Here is a 17023-nt window from a genome sequence, read left to right as displayed (position 1 = left end):
GATATCCGTCACATCCCGGCGAGGGAACCTACCGGCGCCCCGTGGCATCTCCACAGGCGACACACAAGTGGTGACGGGGCAGTCACTCAGTGAGGCGCATTCGTAAAGGATTGCCCTAGAACGCGGCGAAAGCGATCATTCCGCCTTTACGCGGACATGACTCATCCGCAAGGGTTCCGACCGGGGCCCGACCAGCCCCCTGGGCGCGCCAACTGCGCCCTGCCTCAAGGCGGTTGGTGACCCCGGCTGCTTTCGAACGAAGGAACCCTCCTAGTGCGTAGACCGCACATACGCAGCGTGGCGGTCGCCGTCGCCGTGACGACGGCTGCCACGGGCCTGGCCGGTACCGCCTTCGCCGGTCCCTCCACGGGGGTGGAGCAGTCCGTCACGACCTCCGCGACCTCGGCCGCCTCGGTGGTGCAGGCGGCCCGGAACGCCGCCTTCGCCCACGCCGCGGCGACGGGCGTCTCCCAGGGCGACGCCCTGCACGCCCAGGACGTCCTGATCGACCCGGAGGGCGCGCGGCACGTGCGCTTCATCCGGACCCACGACGGCCTGCCGGTGCTCGGCGGCGACCTCGTCGTCCACCTCTCCCGGCAGCTCGCCTTCACCGGCGTCACCCGCGCCGCGGACCGGGCCGTCGCCCCGTCCGCCACGCGGGCGAAGCTCAGCGCCGCACAGGCCGAGGCGAAGGCTGCCCGGGCCGCCCAGGGCGACGCGGGCGGCGCCGCCCTCGTCGTGGACGCCCGCACCGGCGCCCCGGCCCTCGCCTACCAGGTCACGGTCACCGGCAGCCCGACCGCCGACGGCGGCTCGCGGACGGTCGTCATCGACGCCGTCACCGGCGCGGTGCGCAGCAACACCGCGGACCACGACGAGTTCCTCTCGCCCAAGCTGCTCGACACCCTGCGCCGGCGGGGCGAGACCATCGACCCGGCCACCGGCATCGGCAGCGCGGACACCGGCGCGGCCGCGTCCGCCACGCCCTCGCTGAGCGGCGCCACGCACTACCCGGCGACCGCCCACGGCACGGGCAAGTCCCTCTTCGCCGGCAAGATCCCGCTGACCACCACGGCGACCGCCCGCAGTAAGTACCAGCTCAAGGACCCCACCCGGTACGGCACCGAGACCCGGGACGCCAAGGGCAAGTACACCGAGTCCTTCGGGCAGGGCAGCAAGTTCACCAACACCACCGACGTGTGGGGCAACGGCAAGACCTCCAGCCGCGCCAGCGCCGCCGCCGACGCCCAGTACGGCATCACCAAGACGCTGGACTTCTACAAGAAGACGTTCGGCCGCAAGGGCATCGCCAACAACAGCAAGCCCGCCCGCGCGCTGGTCCACTGGGGCAGCAAGGTCGGCAACGCGTTCTGGGACCCGCAGTGCGCCTGCATGCTGTACGGCGACGGCGACGGCCAGCTGTTCAAGAAGCCGCTCGTCGTCCTGGACGTCACCGGTCACGAACTCACCCACGGCGTGGTGGAGGCGACCGCCAACCTGGAGCCGACCTTCCAGGACAGCGACGGCAACCAGTACGGCGAGCCCGGCTCGCTCAACGAGTCGCTGGCGGACATCTTCGGCTCCGACGTCGAGTTCTACGCCAAGAACGCCAAGAACCCGCCGAACTACCTGATGGGCGAGAAGCTGGGCCTTCAGCAGAAGTTCCTGCGGCGCCTCGACCACCCCTCGCTCGACAAGCTCGAGGGCACGATCGACTACTGGTCGCCGGAGACGTACTACACCGAGGTGCACGCCGGCTCGGGCGTCTCCTCGCACGCCTTCTACCTCCTCGCGGAGGGCAGCGGGCGCAAGACGATCGGCGGCTTCACGTACAACTCGCCGACCGTCGACGGCTCGGTGGTCAAGGGCATCGGCCGGACCAAGGCCACGGCGATCTTCTACCGCGCCCTGACCCGCTACATGGTCTCCACGACCGACTTCCACGACGCGCGCGTCGCGACGCTGAAGGCGGCCCAGGACCTCTACGGCGCCGGCAGCGTCGAGTACACGACGGTGGACCGGGCGTGGGCCGCGGTCAACGTCACCGTCGCCAACACGCCGGCCGCCCGCCACTGACGCGGCCGCACGGCACCAGCGGTACCGGATGCCCCGCCCTCGCGCGGGGCATCCGCACGCCCGCCCCGCGCCGGGCGGACGGCGCCGCGGGGAGAGGTCAGCGCAGGGTGCGCGCCCAGTCGGCCGGGACGCGTCCGGCGGGCCCCGGAGTGGGCTGGTCCGCGGGGTGCGCGGCCGGCGGGGCCAGCTCGGGACCGGAGTCGTACAGCTCCTCGGCCGCGTAGTCCCAGAACCAGTCCTCGCCCGGCTCGAAACTGCGGATCACCGGATGCCCGCTCTGCCGGAAGTGGGCGCTGGCGTGCCGCCCGGGGGAGTCGTCGCAGCAGCCGATGTGCCCGCACCGCGCGCAGCGGCGCAGATGGAACCACCAGCCGCCGGACGCCTCGCACTCCACGCAGCCGGTGCCGCTCGGCGCTGCGGCGGGATCGATCGGGGCGTCGCTGTTCATGCCGTCTCCTCGGGCGTCTCGTCGGCGGTCTCGGCGGTCAGCGGCAGCAGCACCTGGAAGCGGGTGTCCCCGGGCACCGACTCCACCTGGAGGCTGCCGTGGTGCTTGTTGACGACGATCCGCCAGGAGATGTCCAGGCCGAGGCCGGTGCCCTCACCGACCGGCTTGGTGGTGAAGAACGGATCGAAGATGCGGCCCCTGATCTCCGGCGGGATGCCCGTCCCGGTGTCCCGGAACTCCACCAGGACCCGCTCGTGGTCGAGCGCGGTACGAACGGTCAGCGTGCCGTCGCCGCCCGCGCCGGCGATCGCTGAGACGGCGTTGTCGATCAGGTTGGTCCACACCTGGTTCAGCTCGGCCGGGTAGGCCGGGACCGGCGGGAGTGTGCGGTCGTAGTCCTTGACGACCGCGATCCGCGGCCCGATCTTGCCGGACAGCATCAGCAGGGTGGAGTCGAGGAGTTCGTGCACGTCCACCACGCGGTAGGGCGCCCGGTCCAGCTGGGAGTACTGCTTGGCGGCGTCGACGAGGTGCGAGACGCGGGTGGTGGAGTCCTGGATCTCGTTCATCAGCAGCTCGGTCTCGATGGTGTAGTTCAGCCAGCCGACCGCCCCGGGCAGGATCTCCTCGCCCACGGCGGCCGCCACCTGCTCCAGCCAGTCGATGTCCAGCCCGGCCTGCACGAAGGTGGGCGCGAGCTGCCAGCCGTAGCCGATGCCGTGGTCCTCGAGCCAGTCGGAGAGGGCGTCCTCCCGGTCCGAGGCCTCCAGCGGGCTGAGCGCGGGCGCCTTCGCGACCCGCTCGGCGGTGCGTTCCTGGATCTCGATCAGCTCCGCCAGCGCCTCGCGGGAGAACGGCCCCTCGGCGATCACGGCGAGCTTGTGCCGCATCTTCGCCACGCGTTCGCGCAGCGTCGAGGTGGCCCGGACGGCCGCCGCGGCCGGGTTGTTCAGCTCGTGCGTCAGCCCGGCCGACAACGAGCCGAGGGCCAGCAGCCGTTCGCGCTGCCCGATCGCCGCCTGGGTGTTCTTCGAGCCGAAGAACAGCCCCTCCAGCAGGTGCACCGCCATCGGGAACCACTCGCGCATGATGTCCGCGAAGGTGTCCGCCGGCAGCACGAAGAACCGCGACGGCTCCGTCACCCGCATCGAGTTGTTGTAGGCCTGGCGCACCCGCTCCCCGAGGTAGGCCTGCATCGCGCCCGCGTACACGCCGCGCTGCGAGGTCCGGCTGACCTCCACGTCGTCGCCGCCGACCCGGCGGGAGAGCACGACCGTGCCCTCGATCAGGACGTAGAAGCAGGTGGCGGGGTCACCCTCGGCGTACACCGGGCCGGGCTCGAACAGCTCCACCCGGCCCTCGGCGCACAGCCGCCCCAGCTGCTCCGGCGCCAGCTTCTCGAAGAGGAACAGCGCGCCGATCTCCCGGGCGCTGCACGGCATCGGCCGACCGCTCATGACTGCTCCAGGTACCGGTGGACGAGCATCACGGCCATGGCTCCCTCGCCGACGGCCGACGCGACGCGCTTGGCGGACTCCGCGCGGGCGTCCCCCGCCACGAACACGCCGGGCACGCTGGTCTCCAGGTGGTACGGCGGCCGGTCCAGCTCCCAGCCGGCCGGCGGCCGCCCGTCGGCGCTCAGATCCGGCCCGGCCAGGATGAAACCGCGCGCGTCGCGCAGCACCGTCTCACCCAGCCAGTCGGTCAGCGGCGCGGCGCCGATGAACACGAACACCCACTGCGCCTCCACCCGTTCGCTCTCACCGGTCTGCGTGTGACGCAGCGTCAGGTGCTCCAGGTGGTCCGCGCCGTGCGCCGCGCCCACCTCGGTGCGGCAGCGCACCGAGATGTTCGGCGCCTCCTCGATCTGCTGGATCAGGTAGTGCGACATGGACGCCGACAGGTCCGGGCCGCGCACCAGCAGGGTCACCGACTTGGCGAACCGCGAGAGGTACATCGCCGCCTGACCCGCCGAGTTGGCGCCGCCCACGATGTACACGTCCTGGCCCTGGCAGGCGGCCGCCTCGGTCAGCGCCGAGCCGTAGAACACCCCGCAGCCGGTCAGGCCGTCGCAGCCGTCGGCGGTCAGCTGCCGGTACTGCACACCGGTCGCCAGGATCACGCTGTGCGCCGCGACCGCCGAGCCGTCCGTGAACCGCACGACCCGCGCCGCCCCGTTGACCTCCAGTCCGGCCACCTCGCGCGCGGTGAGGATCTCGGCGCCGAACTTGGCCGCCTGCCGCCGCGCCCGCTCGGTGAGCTGGGCACCGGAGACACCGTCGGGGAAGCCGAGGTAGTTCTCGATCCGGCTGCTCTGCCCGGCCTGCCCACCCGTCGCCGACCGCTCGACCAGGACCGTCCGCAGCCCCTCCGAGGCCCCGTACACGGCCGCACCGAGCCCGGCCGGACCGCCGCCGATGACCACGAGGTCGTAGAACTCGGCCGTAGGGGTCGTCGCCAGGCCCACCCGCGCGGCCAGCTCGGGCGCCTCGGGCTCGACCAGGGGCGTGCCGTCCGGCGTGACCACCACCGGCAGCCGCTGCCCGTCCTGCCCGGCGGCCGCCAGCAGCCGCTGCCCCTCCGGCTCCTCCACCGAGTACCAGCGGTAGGGCACCTGGTTGCGGGCGAGGAACTCCCGCACGTCCGAGGAGCGCGCCGACCAGCGGTGCCCGACGACCTTGGTGCTGGGCACCGGCCTGTGGTCGCTGGCGCGCCAGGCCTCCAGCAGGTCGTCGAGCACCGGGTAGAGCTTCTCCTCCGGCGGGTCCCACGGCTTGAGCAGGTAGTGGTCCAGGTCGACGACGTTGATCGCGTCGATCGCCGCGTTGGTGTCCGCGTACGCGGTCAGCAGCACCCGGCGCGCCCCCGGATACACGTCCAGCGCCTGTTCCAGGAACTCGATGCCGTTCATCTGCGGCATGCGGTAGTCGGCCAGGATCACCGCCACCAGGTCGCCGCGCAGTTTCAGTTCGCGCAGCGCCTCCAGCGCGGACTCGCCGGACTCCGCGCGCACGATCCGGTACGACTCGCCGTAGCGGCGCCGCAGGTCCCGGGCGACGGCACGGGAGACCCCCGGGTCGTCGTCCACGGTCAGGATGACGGTCCGGCTCGCGTCGGCGGCCTGTGCCATACGTACGTCTCCCACCCCGAGCGGTCGATCGACGGGACGGTGTCGCCGTTGTCACCGCGCCGGTTCCCGCCCATCGTATGTTCGATCGCCGGGGTTCGCCCCGGTACCGGCGACAGCCGTGATCACCCGTCCGCGGGCCCGCCGCCGCGCGGACCGGCGCGCCGCGGCCGGTCCTTGACCGCGCCTTTCCCGGGTAGGGGTACGCGCAGCAGCCCGGCAGCGGTCCTGAGCGGCCCCGATCCGGTAGGAACGACTGCGGACGACGGCAGCGACGACGAGGAGGCCCGCGCATGACACGCCCGATCACGGCAGGGGTGGACGGTACGGAGGAGAGCCTGGCCGCTGTGGACTGGGCGGCCCGGGAGGCCGTGCGCCGGGGGCTGCCGCTGCGGGTGGTGCACGCCTGGCGGTCGTACGACGGGCTGGACTCGGGCCGGGACGAGCAGCGGGAGTGGGTGGAGCAGGGGGTGGACCGGGCGGTGCGCGCGGTGACCGGACGCCACCCGGACCTGAGCGTCACCGTGGACGTGGTCGAGGACGACGCCGTCCGCACGCTGCTCACGGCGGCCGCGACCGAGGCGGAGGCACTGGTGCTGGGCTCGCGCGGGCACGGGCCGGTCGTGGGCTTCCTGCTGGGTTCCGTCGGGCAGCAGGTGATCGCCGGGGCCGCGTGCCCCGTCGTCCTGGTGCGGGCCGGGGACCGGCCGGTGGGCGAGGCCGCCGGCCGGGACGTGGTGGTCGGCCAGCACGGCGGGCCCGAGGACAGCGCGGCCGCGCTGCGCTTCGCGTTCGAGACGGCGGCGGCCCGCGGGGCGGCCGTGCGCGCGGTGCGCGCCTGGACCCTGCCGCCGGTGTTCGCCTACAGCCCCGGCTCGCTGAAGCTGCTCGACGACGCCGGCGGCCTCGAGCCCTACGAGAGGAAGGCCCTCGCCGAGGCGCTGCGGCCCTGGCGGGAGCGGTTCCCGGCTGTACCGGTGGCCGAGCACGTCGAGATGGGCAGCGCCGGCCAGGTCCTGCTGTCCATGGCCGGGCGGGCCCAGCTGATGGTCGTCGGCCGCCGCGCCCGCCACACGGCCGTCGGCGCCCGCATCGGCTCCGTCGCGCACGGGGTGCTGCACCACGCCGGCTGCCCGGTGGCGGTGGTCCCGCACGGGTGAACCCCGCCGCGGGCCGGCCGCCCCCGGAGGGCTACTCCTGCGGGGCCGTCGGCTCCAGGGTATCCCGCGCCTTCGGCAGCACCCGGGTGACGTAGTCCTGGACCGCGGTGTCCAGGCCGATGTCGTGCTGCGCACGCTCCGACAGGTACCAGCGGTGTTCCAGCAGCTCGTGGTAGATCTCGGCCGGGTCCATGGCGCCGCGCAGCCGCGCCGGAACGGCGCGCACGGTGGGCCGGAACACGTCGCGCACCCAGCGGTGGGCCAGCACCTCCGGGCGGGCCGAGAGCCCGTCGCCGGGGGCGTAGTCGTCCTGGGTGGCCATCCAGCTCTCCAGGTCGTTCAGCAGTCGCCGCGCCTGGTTCTCCTCGGTGTCCAGGCCGGTCAGGCGCAGCAGCTGGCGCTGGTGGTGGCCGGCGTCGACGACCTTGGGCACGAAGGTGACCGTGTCGCCGTTGGACGAGTGCTCGATCTGCATCTCGGCGACGTCGAAGCCGAGGTCGTTGAGCCGCCGTATCCGGCGTTCTATGTAGTGGTACTTGCCCGCCGGGTACACCGAGGTGCGGGTCAGCTCCTGCCACAGGCCCTGGTAGCGGGCGCAGATCTCGGTGCCGAACTCGATGGGGTCGACCGAGGGGTGCAGCGCCCCGGACGCCTCCAGGTCCAGCAGCTCGCCGCTGATGTTCACCCGGGCCAGGTCGAGGTCGTAGTCGCGCTGCCCGGGGCTGAGCCGCGGATGCAGGTCGCCCGTCTCGGCGTCCACGAGGTACGCGGCGAACGCGCCGGCGTCGCGCCGGAACAGCGTGTTGGACAGCGAGCAGTCGCCCCAGGCGAACCCGGCCAGGTGCAGCCGCACCAGCAGCACCGCGAGGGCGTCCATGAGGCGGTGCATGGTCGCCGGGCGCATCGTCGTCTCGAACATCGAGCGGTACGGCATCGAGGCGCGCAGGTGCCGGGTGATCAGCACCGGTTCCAGCGGAGCCCCGGCGCGGTCCGCGCGGCCGGTGACCACCGCGAGCGGATCGACGGCGGGGATGCCGAGCCGGTCGAGGTCGCGCAGCAGCTCGTACTCGCGCAGCGCGGGCCGCTCGGCCAGCTCCTTGACGGCGACGACCTCCTCCCCGGCGCGCGCGTAGCGCACGACGTGGCGGGAGATGCCGCGGGGGAGCGGGACGAGGTACTCCTCGGGCCACTCCTCCAGGGGCCGGTCCCAGGGGAGTTCGAGCAGCAGCGCGGGGTGCTCCGGGTTGGTGGCGTTGATCTGCAAGGCCATGGGACGAACCTTACGGCCCGCCCCCGCGGGTCACCGAGCCCGCTCCCTGGCCAGCTGGGCGGCCGCGCGCACCGGGCCCCGGTGCACGGGGCCGTGCCCGGGCAGCAGGGTGTCGCCGTCGAGCGCCTCGATCACGTCCAGCGAGGCCACCGCGCGCTCCCGCTCGTGGTGGAACATGTCGAGCAGCAGCTGCGGCCCCTCGACCCGGGACGTGGCGTGGCCGCTGACCAGCGCGTCGCCGGAGATGACGATGCCGGCGCCGGGCAGGTGGTAGACGCAGTGGCCGTCGGTGTGGCCGGGGGTGTGGACCGGGACGGGCCGGCCCGGCAGGTCGAGGGCGCCCGCGTGGGGGAACGCCTCCGGGGCGGCGACCGGGTGCTGCTCGGTGCCGCCGACCTTGAGCACGTGCGACAGCCAGGGCAGGACACCGGGCCGCCAGGCGTTGCGCAGCACCGCTCCCACCGACACCTGCTGGAGGAAGTCCCGCCGCGCGTGCGGCACTTCGGCCTCGTGCAGCCGCACGGGCGTGCCGTAGGTCCGGCGCAGGTACTCGGCCGAGCCGAGGTGGTCGTTGTGCGCGTGGGTGATCAGCACGGCCGCGACCGCCTCGGGTGAACCGCCCACCGCGGCGAGGGAGGCGAGGAGCTGCTGCCGGTCCCCCGGGTAGCCGGTGTCCACCAGCGTCAGGGCGTCACCGTCCCGCAGGATCACCCAGTTGGTGTTGCTGCCGTGCACCAGGTAGGTGTCGTCGGCGACTTGGCGTACGTCTGCCTGCATGGTCTCCCCGAGCCCTGAGCGCCTGAGCGACTGGTCGTCGGGGACAGCCAACCAGATGCCGCGGCCCCGGGGGCGGGAAGGTCCCCGCGACGGGCCGGTCAGCGGACGCCGTGCGGCCGGAACTGGACGCTGATCCGGGGGCCCGCCGCCCGGCTGGTCTTGGGCACGCAGTGCTCCCAGGTGCGCTGGCAGGAGCCGCCCATCACGATGAGGTCGCCGTGCCCGAGCGGCCGGCGGACCGTCGTGCCGCCGCCTCCGGCGGGCCGCAGCAGCAGGTCGCGGGGTTCGCCGACGGACAGGATCGCGACCATGGTGTCCTGCCGCGCTCCGCGTCCGGTCCGGTCGCCGTGCCAGGCCACGCTGTCCCGGCCGTCGCGGTAGAAGCAGAGCCCGGCGGTGGTGAACGGCTCGCCCAGTTCCCCGGCGTAGTGGGCGGACAGCGCCGCGCGGGCCTCGTCGAGCACGGGGTGCGGCAGCGGGTCCTGCTCCCCGTAATGGGCGAGCAGCCGCGGCACCGCCACCTCGTGGTCGTACATCCTGCGGCGCTCGGCCCGCCAGGGGACCTCGGCGGCCAGCTGTTCGAACAGGCGGTCGGCCCCGGAGAGCCAGCCGGGCAGTACGTCGATCCAGGCCCCGGAACCCAGCACGGTCCGCCGCAGCCCGGCCAGGGAGCCGAGGCGCAGCTCGTCGGTCTGGTCGAACAGGGAGCCCTGAAGGTGCGTGGACATGGGTCCAGCGTACTCCTTAATCGAAAATACGTTCCCCTGGGAGCGGCCGGCGCCAGGCCGGGCAGTGCCCCCGGGGCCGGTCGCGTTCTCGTGGCCGGTCGCCTTCTCTTTCGATACACCGGTGTATCGGATACATTTCCGTATCGAACGGAGGCTCCGGCATGACGGCACAGGAGACGACCACGCGGCACCCCGCCGCCGCGGAAGCGGTCCCGCGGGTCACCAGGCGGCGGGCCCGGACCCGCGCCAACCTGCTCGACGCCGCGTTCACCGTGTTCGCGGCCAAGGGCTTCGGCCGGGTCTCCATCGAGGAGGTCTGCGAGGCCGCCGGCTACAGCAGGGGCGCCTTCTACTCCAACTTCGCCACCCTCGACGAACTGTTCTTCGCCCTCTACCAGGAGCGCGCCGACCTCATCGCGGCCCAGGTGGCCGACGCGCTCGCCGAGGACGGCGCCGGCCTCGACGTGCCGGCCGCCGTGGACCGGGTCACCGAGGTGCTGCTGCTGGACGTGGACTGGCTGCTGGTCAAGACCGACTTCCTGGTGCACGCCGCCCGCGACCCGGCCGTCGCCCAGGCCCTCCTCGGCCACCGCGCGCGGCTGCGGGAGGCCGTCGCCGACCGCCTGTTCAGGGCCCGGGGCCACACCCGGCTGCCCGCCGTGCTCGGTGACGCCGACGGCGCCGCGCACGCGGTGGTCGCCGCCTACGACGGCGTCACCACCCAGCTGCTGCTGGACAAGGACGTCGACGCCGCCCGCGCCTGGCTCAAGCAGCTGCTCACCGCCCTGCTGACCGACGTTAGCGGCACCCCCCGCTGACGCACTCCCGCTGACGCACCCCCTCAGACGCACCCCCGCACGGCACGCACGCCCGTGCGGGACACACCCCCGGGAAGGACACAGACGCCATGGACGCGGACGTCATCGTCGTCGGAGCCGGCCTCGCCGGCCTGGTCGCGGCGCACGAACTCACCAGCCGGGGCCGCCGGGTCGCCCTGGTCGAGCAGGAGAACGCCGCCAACCTCGGCGGCCAGGCGTTCTGGTCCTTCGGCGGACTCTTCCTGGTCGGCACCCCGCAGCAGCGGCGCCTGGGCATCAAGGACTCCCTCGACCTCGCCTGGAGCGACTGGCAGGGCAGCGCCGGCTTCGACCGCACCGAGGACGAGGACTCCTGGGCGGTGCGCTGGGCGCGCGCCTACGTCGAGTTCGCGGCGGGGGAGAAGCGGTCCTGGCTGGAGGGGCACGGCATCACCCTGCTGCCCACCGTCGGCTGGGCCGAGCGCGGCGACCTGCGCGCCCACGGGCACGGCAACTCCGTACCCCGCTTCCACATAGCCTGGGGCACCGGCACCGGGGTCGTCGAGCCGTTCGTACGGTACGCCCGGCAGGCCGCCCGGGACGGGCTGCTCACCTTCCACCACCGCCACCGGGTCGACGAGCTGGTCATCGAGGGCGGCGCGGCGCGCGGGGTGCGCGGCACGCTGCTGGCCGCCGACGACTCCCCGCGCGGGGTGACCTCCAGCCGCGAGCGCGTCGGCGACTTCGAACTCACCGCCCAGGCCGTCGTCGTCACCAGCGGCGGCATCGGCGGCAACCACGACATCGTCCGCCGCCACTGGCCCGAGCGGCTCGGCACGCCCCCCGCCGAGATGGTCACCGGCGTCCCCGCCTACGTCGACGGCCGGATGCTCGACATCAGCGCCGGGGCGGGCGTCCGCCTGGTCAACCGCGACCGCATGTGGCACTACACGGAGGGCCTGCAGAACTGGGATCCGATCTGGCCCGGGCACGGCATCCGCATCCTGCCCGGCCCGTCCTCGATCTGGCTCGACGCCCTCGGCCGCCGCCTGCCCGACCCCTGCCTGCCCGGCTACGACACCCTCGGCACCCTCAGGCACCTGCGCACCACCGAGGACATCGCCGGGTACGACCACTCGTGGTTCGTCCTCACCCGGAAGATCATCGAGAAGGAGTTCGCGCTCTCCGGCTCCGAGCAGAACCCGGACATCACCGCCAAGGACCGCGGGGCCGTGCTGCGCGACCGGCTGCTCGGCACGGGCGCCCCCGCTCCGGTGCGGGCCTTCGTCGACAAGGGCGCCGACTTCGTCACCGCGGGCACCCTGGAGGACCTGGTGGGGAAGATGAACGCGCTGACGGCGAAGCCGCTGCTGGACGCGGCCGAGGTGCGCCGCCAGATCGAGGCCCGCGACCTCCAGCTCGCCAACCCCTACAGCAAGGACTCCCAGATCCAGGGCATCCGCAACGCCCGCCGCTACATCGGCGACCGCCTCGGCCGGGTCGCCGCCCCGCACCGCATCCTCGACCCGGCGGCCGGCCCGCTGATCGGCGTGCGGCTGCACGTCCTGACCCGCAAGACCCTCGGCGGCATCCAGACCGACCTGGACTCGCGGGCCCTGGGCACCGACGGGCAGCCGATCGCGGGGCTGTACGCGGCCGGCGAGGTGGCCGGCTTCGGCGGTGGCGGCGTCCACGGCTACAACGCCCTGGAGGGCACCTTCCTCGGCGGCTGCCTGTTCTCCGGCCGGGCGGCCGGGCGCGCGGCGGCCCGGCAGACCGCCTGACGCACCCGGGCGCGGCGGCGGTCCCGGTCGCCGCCGCGCCCGCCGGCTCACTCCGCCAGCAGCGCCGCCAGCACGGAGGCGTGCCCTCCCTGCGGCGCCTTGGACGCGGTGACCAGCGTCACCGGCCCCTCGCGGACGGCGGCGCGCAGGGCGTCGAGCAGCTCGGCGGCCTCCGGTGCGGCCAGCTCGGCCTCGTAGCGGCCGCGGAACTCCTCGTGCGTGCCCCCGCCCGCGTGGTACCAGCGGCGCAGCTCGTCCGACGGCGTGAGCCCCTTCGCCCACTGGTCCAGGTGCGCCTCGTCCTTGGACACCCCGCGCGGCCACAGCCGGTCGACCAGGACCCGCAGCCCGTCGTCGGGCTCCGGCGGTTCGTAGATGCGGCGTACGCGGACGCTCACGGTCGGACCCCTTCCGGTGACGGCCTGTGACGGCGAGCGTACTGCGCCGGGCCGCGGCCCCGACGGCCGCGACGCACGTGTCGCCCGGGTGCGGAGCCAGCCCGGAGGCCGGTGGTCCGGTTGCCGCGGTGCGCCGGTGGGTACTCCGCTCGCCCGAGGGCGAACGAAGGTCGGGAGGTCCAGCCATGAACAGCACACCGCACGTCCGGCCGGCGGAGGGGTTGCCGGTCGTGCGGACGCTCGCGGAGCTGGTCGGCCTCGTGCGGGGCCACCGCGACCTGTACGTGCGCTGGTCCCGGGGCCCGGCCGTCGACCTGACCGCGATCTCCAGCGTCGACGACCTCACGGGCGTCCGGATGCCGGGGCTGTCCGCCAATCCGCTGGACGTCGAGGCGTGGTGGGAGGACCGGCCCGTGGACCTGTGGGTGGCGCGCCGGCTCTACGACTACGCGCACCTGCCGCACGAGAAGGGCCCCGGAGTACGTCCCTGGATCCTCAAGGGGTGCGAGCGGGGCCGGGGCCCCGACAACGAGCCGCTGGTGGGCTCCGTGGAACCGATGTGCTGGATCGCCGCCGACGCCATCGGGGAGGCCAGGGCCCTGGTCGCACAGCAGGAACGGGGGTGGGGGCCCCTGCGCCGCACCGGACGCTGAGACCCCCACTCCCGTTCCCTCCCCGCCACCACCCCTGGCGACGGCGATGCCGTTCGGCCCGGATCAGCCGGAGCGCGGGCGGGACCCCGCGCGCCGCTTGATCGCGCGGCGCTCCAGTTCGGTCGTGCCGCCCCAGACCCCGATGCTCTGGCCCGAGTCCAGCGCCCAGTCCAGGCACTGCGCCCGCACCGGACACCGCCCGCACACGGCCTTGGCCTGCCGGGTCTGCATCAGAGCCGGTCCCGTGGTGCCGATGGGAAAGAAGAGGTCGGGGTCCTCGTGGCGGCATTCGGCGTTCTCGCGCCAGTTGTCCATCGAAGTCTCCTGCGATCGGTTTTTTCCGTGCTCTGCCCAAGTGTTCTCACCTGCGGGTGACCGATCGAGGCGCGGTGAAACAGCGGAACCCGATACAACAGGCGCTGAACGGACCGGAAGCGGCGGACGGGGAAGCGGCCGACGGCGCCCGCCTCACTGCTCCCGCATGCCCCAGGGCGAGCCGTACGCGGTCAGCAGATCGAGGAACGGACGGGCCGGGAACGCCTCCGGGCCGAGGACACCGGTGCCCGACCAGGCGCCGCCGGCGAGGAGTTCGAGGGCCACGACCGGATTGACCGCCGTCTGCCACACCACCGCCTGACATCCGTACTCCGCCATCGACCACTGGTTGTCGACCACGTGGTAGAGGTACACCTCGCGCGGCGCCCCGTCCTTGGTGCCGCGCACCCAGGTGCCCGCGCAGGTCTTGCCGTGCATCCGCTCGCCCAGGGTGGCCGGGTCGGGCAGGCAGGCGGCGACCACGTCCCGGGGCGAGACCGCCACCGGTCCGCCGGCGGACCGCACGGTCACCGGGTCCGTGCGGTCCAGGCCCAGCAGGTGCAGCGTGCGCAGCGTCTCGATGAACTCCCGGCCCAGTCCGTACTTGAACGTGACGCGCCGGGCGTCGATCCAGCGCGGCACCAGCAGCACCTCCTCGTGCTCCACGTTGACGCACTCGACGGGGCCGATGCCCTCGGGGAAGTCGAACACCTCCGGCTCGCTGAACGGGGCGGTGGTGAACCAGCCGCGCCCGGCCTCGTAGACCACGGGCGGGTTCAGACACTCCTCGATGGTGGTCCAGATGCTGAAGGAGGGAGCGAAGTCGTAGCCGTCGACGGTCAGGTTCGCGCCGTCGCGGATGCCGATCTCCTCGATGGTGTCGAAGAGTTCGTCGGTCGCGTGCCGGGCGAACACGTCCGACAGCCCCGGCTCGACGCCCATGCCGACCAGCGCCAGCCGGCCCGCCTCCTCCCATTCGGCGGCCAGCGCGAACTGCTCGTCGCCCAGCTTGACCCCGCACTCGGCGTACGGACGCTCGCCGTGCGGCCGGGACAGGGACATGGCCATGTCCAGGTAGTGTGCGCCGGCCGTGTGCGCCGCCCGGAACAGCGGCATGACGAAGCGCGGGTCGGTGGCGTTGAGCAGCACGTCGCAGCCGTGGCGGGACAGCAGCTCGGCCACCGCCTCCGGGTCGGCCGCGTCGACGCGCTCGGCGCGGAAGCGGTCACCGGCGCCGCCGAGGGCCGCGACGGCCGCCTCGGCGCGGGCCAGGTCGTGATCGGCGACCACCATGAGGTCGAGGAACGGGCGCCGGGCCGCGATCCGGGTGATGGCGGTGCCCACGCCGCCGGCTCCCACGAGCAGTACACGCATGACGGAATCTCCCTGCCGAACGGAAATCGAGGTGCGGACGTCGAAGACGTCCCCCGGGGGCCCCGGCCGGAATACAACGCGGTGGCGGAGCGTAAGGTCAATGGTGTTGGCATAAGCCGCATCGCAGGGCGCGCCTAGGGCCTGTCGTTTGGATCAGGTCGGCTGAGAGGAACTGCGCCTTTCGGCCGACCCGAGCGGGGCGTGGTGCGTGCAGCTGCAAGGCGGAGGAGGGAGTCGACGCGGAGCGTCGAGGACCGACGACAACGCCGCAGATGTGCGTGCCACGCCCCGCGACGCCGACATGATCCAAACGACAGGCCCTAGCTCCCCGCGGACCGCGGCACGGTCACCGGAGCGCGAAGGGAGCGCCGCATGCCCAAACCCGTGGTGCCGGAGGAGAAGCGGCGCCGGCGCCGGCCGACCCGTGGCGGCACGGTGCTCAGCGAACGGCTGATCGTCGACACCGCGCTGCGCCTGCTGCGCGCACACGGCAGCGCCGGGCTGAGCGCCCGCCGCCTCGGCCTCGCCCTCGACTGCGACCCCAGCACCCTCTACCGGTACTTCCGCGGCATGGACGACCTGACCCTGGCGATCGGCGACGCGCTCATCGGGCGGGCGCTGCACGGCTGGACGCCCACCGGCGACTGGCGGGCCGACCTGCGGGCGATCGGGCTGCGCATCCACGCCGCCTACGTCGCCCACCCGCAGGCGGCCCTGCTGACCGCCAACCGGGTCACCGGCCGTGCCCACGAACTGGCCGCCGACGAAGCGGTCCTGGACGTCCTGCGCGGCGCCGGGTTCCCGCTCGCCGAGACGGTCCGCGTCTACCACGCCTTCATCGACCAGACCCTCGCCTTCGCCGCCCTCGACGCCGCTTCCCTGGCCCTGCCCCGCACCTCGCAGCGCGCCGACGACGACAAGTGGCGCTCGACCTACGCCCGGCTGCCCCGCACCACCCATCCGCGCATCGCCGAGGCCGCGCCCCTGCTGGCCACCCGCATGCTCACCAGCGCCTACCCGACCGCCCTGGAGATGCTGCTGGACAGCGCGGCGGGCCGGCTGCCGGCGCCCCGGGGCCGGACCGGTGCGGCCCGGTAGGAGCGCCGCTCCGGATGGCGGCCCCGGGTCACCGGCGCAGCGCCTGCCCGGCGGTGGCCGTCACCGCGTCGGCCACCGCCGCCAGGGCGGGGGAGTCGAGCTTCCACTGCTGCCAGTACAGGGGCACGTCCACCCACTCCCCGGGCACCAGCGGCACCAGGCGTCCGGCGCGCAGCAGGCGCTCCGCCTGCGCCTCCGGGACCATGCCCCAGCCGAACCCGGCGGCGACGGCGTCCACGAACCCCTCCGACGTCGGCACGTGGTGGCGCAGCGCGCTCGCGGCGCCGCCGGTCCCGCCCAGCCGCCGTACGAAGCCGTCCTGGAAGTCGTCCACCTGGTCGAAGACCACGACGGGGGCCTCGGCCAGCGCTTTCGCCGGCGCCCCGGTGAGATGGGCGCCGGCGAACTCGGGGCTCGCCACCGGCAGGTAGCGCATCCGGCCGAGCGCCCGGACCGAGCAGCCGGGCACCGGGTCGGCGGAGGAGGTCACGGCCGCCATCACCAGCCCCTCGCGCAGCAGGGCCGCCGTGTGGTCCTCGTCCTCGCGGTGCAGGTCGAAGCAGATCCGCGGCTGCTGCGGCACCCGGCGCAGGGCGGCCAGGAACCAGGTCGCCAGCGAGTCCGCGTTCACCGCGACCGAGACCCGCGTCGGCTCCGCCGACCCGCTCATCCCCAGCTCCCCGCGCGCGTCCCGCTCCAGCCTGGCCAGCTGCCGGGCGAACCGGACGAGTACCGCGCCGGACTCGGTGGGCCGCACCGGCTTGGTGCGCTGGAGCAGCACCCGGCCCGTGCGCTGCTCCAGCGCCTTCACCCGCTGGCTGACCGCCGACGGCGTGATGTGCAGGGCGGCGGCCGCCGCGTCGAAGGTGCCCGCGTCCACCACGGCCAGCAGCGTCCGCACCTGGTCCAGGGGCAGCTCCGCCATCGTGTCCCCCTCCGTGGCCGTCACGGCAGGACCTCCGCAGGCCCTCTTAAGCTCAGCTAATGGTACGTAAAAAGGTTGAGCTGTACGCGAGGT

General features: G+C 73.7%; 16 protein-coding genes. 6 read left to right on the top strand and 10 right to left on the bottom strand.

Annotated elements, in window-relative coordinates; translation table 11 throughout:
• Positions 1-273: 273 nt before the first annotated feature.
• Positions 274-2076, top strand: a complete 1803-nt coding sequence (locus tag ACZ6CZ_RS13655; protein WP_469019217.1) for a M4 family metallopeptidase — start codon at positions 274-276, stop codon at positions 2074-2076.
• 97 nt (positions 2077-2173) lie between these two features.
• Here the strand turns inward: ACZ6CZ_RS13655 and ACZ6CZ_RS13650 are convergent, their stop codons facing one another.
• From ACZ6CZ_RS13650 to ACZ6CZ_RS13640, 3 genes are read right to left on the bottom strand one after another with little or no spacing between them, the layout of a single operon-like run.
• On the bottom strand, positions 2174-2524 hold the full coding sequence (locus ACZ6CZ_RS13650; protein WP_469019214.1) for a UBP-type zinc finger domain-containing protein: 351 nt from the start codon (positions 2522-2524) through the stop codon (positions 2174-2176).
• Positions 2521-3981: an ATP-binding protein gene (locus ACZ6CZ_RS13645; RefSeq protein WP_469019211.1), complete on the bottom strand. Its 1461-nt coding sequence runs from the start codon at positions 3979-3981 to the stop codon at positions 2521-2523. Before ACZ6CZ_RS13645 ends, ACZ6CZ_RS13650 begins: the two co-directional genes overlap by 4 nt.
• On the bottom strand, positions 3978-5654 hold the full coding sequence (locus tag ACZ6CZ_RS13640; protein WP_469019209.1) for an FAD-dependent oxidoreductase: 1677 nt from the start codon (positions 5652-5654) through the stop codon (positions 3978-3980). The genes ACZ6CZ_RS13645 and ACZ6CZ_RS13640 overlap by 4 nt, the downstream gene beginning before the upstream one ends.
• 290 nt (positions 5655-5944) lie before the next feature.
• On the opposite strand from ACZ6CZ_RS13640, the gene ACZ6CZ_RS13635 reads away from it, so the two are divergent.
• Positions 5945-6811 (top strand): universal stress protein, encoded by an 867-nt coding sequence (locus ACZ6CZ_RS13635; RefSeq protein WP_469019206.1) that lies wholly within the window; start codon positions 5945-5947, stop codon positions 6809-6811.
• Positions 6812-6842: 31 nt separating this feature from the next.
• On the opposite strand, the gene ACZ6CZ_RS13630 is transcribed toward ACZ6CZ_RS13635, so the two are convergent.
• The 3 genes from ACZ6CZ_RS13630 to ACZ6CZ_RS13620 form a co-directional block, all read right to left on the bottom strand.
• The gene (locus ACZ6CZ_RS13630; RefSeq protein ID WP_469019203.1) at positions 6843-8081 is read right to left on the bottom strand and encodes a DUF4032 domain-containing protein; all 1239 of its coding nucleotides are present in this window, start codon (positions 8079-8081) and stop codon (positions 6843-6845) included.
• A gap of 30 nt (positions 8082-8111) precedes the next feature.
• The gene (locus tag ACZ6CZ_RS13625; RefSeq protein WP_469019201.1) at positions 8112-8858 is read right to left on the bottom strand and encodes an MBL fold metallo-hydrolase; all 747 of its coding nucleotides are present in this window, start codon (positions 8856-8858) and stop codon (positions 8112-8114) included.
• Between the two features lie 98 nt (positions 8859-8956).
• Complete coding sequence (locus ACZ6CZ_RS13620; protein WP_469019198.1) at positions 8957-9586, bottom strand: alpha-ketoglutarate-dependent dioxygenase AlkB; 630 nt, start codon at positions 9584-9586, stop codon at positions 8957-8959.
• A 161-nt stretch (positions 9587-9747) separates the two neighbouring features.
• On the opposite strand from ACZ6CZ_RS13620, the gene ACZ6CZ_RS13615 reads away from it, so the two are divergent.
• Both ACZ6CZ_RS13615 and ACZ6CZ_RS13610 read left to right on the top strand, forming a co-directional pair.
• The gene (locus ACZ6CZ_RS13615) at positions 9748-10404 is read left to right on the top strand and encodes a TetR/AcrR family transcriptional regulator (protein WP_469019195.1); all 657 of its coding nucleotides are present in this window, start codon (positions 9748-9750) and stop codon (positions 10402-10404) included.
• A gap of 89 nt (positions 10405-10493) precedes the next feature.
• Positions 10494-12167, top strand: coding sequence for an FAD-binding dehydrogenase (locus ACZ6CZ_RS13610; RefSeq protein WP_469019192.1), 1674 nt, complete (start codon positions 10494-10496; stop codon positions 12165-12167).
• A 47-nt stretch (positions 12168-12214) separates the two neighbouring features.
• On the opposite strand, the gene ACZ6CZ_RS13605 is transcribed toward ACZ6CZ_RS13610, so the two are convergent.
• Positions 12215-12565 carry a DUF488 domain-containing protein gene (locus ACZ6CZ_RS13605; RefSeq protein ID WP_469019190.1) on the bottom strand — a complete coding sequence of 117 codons (351 nt, stop codon included), beginning with the start codon at positions 12563-12565 and terminating at the stop codon, positions 12215-12217.
• 185 nt (positions 12566-12750) lie between these two features.
• Here ACZ6CZ_RS13605 and ACZ6CZ_RS13600 point away from each other — a divergent pair, with 185 nt between their 5' ends.
• Positions 12751-13218, top strand: coding sequence for a DUF6098 family protein (locus ACZ6CZ_RS13600; protein ID WP_469019188.1), 468 nt, complete (start codon positions 12751-12753; stop codon positions 13216-13218).
• A gap of 63 nt (positions 13219-13281) precedes the next feature.
• On the opposite strand, the gene ACZ6CZ_RS13595 is transcribed toward ACZ6CZ_RS13600, so the two are convergent.
• Together ACZ6CZ_RS13595 and ACZ6CZ_RS13590 are read right to left on the bottom strand one after the other, a co-directional pair.
• The gene (locus tag ACZ6CZ_RS13595) at positions 13282-13533 is read right to left on the bottom strand and encodes a WhiB family transcriptional regulator (RefSeq protein ID WP_469019186.1); all 252 of its coding nucleotides are present in this window, start codon (positions 13531-13533) and stop codon (positions 13282-13284) included.
• A gap of 153 nt (positions 13534-13686) precedes the next feature.
• Entirely contained in the window at positions 13687-14907 is a 1221-nt protein-coding gene (locus ACZ6CZ_RS13590) for a saccharopine dehydrogenase family protein (RefSeq protein ID WP_469019183.1), read from the bottom strand.
• Between the two features lie 372 nt (positions 14908-15279).
• Between ACZ6CZ_RS13590 and ACZ6CZ_RS13585 the strand changes: the two genes are divergently transcribed.
• Positions 15280-16005, top strand: a complete 726-nt coding sequence (locus ACZ6CZ_RS13585) for a TetR/AcrR family transcriptional regulator (protein WP_469019180.1) — start codon at positions 15280-15282, stop codon at positions 16003-16005.
• 28 nt (positions 16006-16033) lie between these two features.
• On the opposite strand, the gene ACZ6CZ_RS13580 is transcribed toward ACZ6CZ_RS13585, so the two are convergent.
• Positions 16034-16930, bottom strand: coding sequence for a LysR family transcriptional regulator ArgP (locus tag ACZ6CZ_RS13580; RefSeq protein ID WP_469020479.1), 897 nt, complete (start codon positions 16928-16930; stop codon positions 16034-16036).
• Between the last annotated feature and the right edge of the window lie 93 nt (positions 16931-17023).

The organism is Streptomyces sp. NPDC041135, from assembly GCF_055592085.1.
The sequence above is the reverse complement of the archived record's forward strand: the minus strand, read 5'-3'. Positions and strand labels throughout refer to the sequence as shown.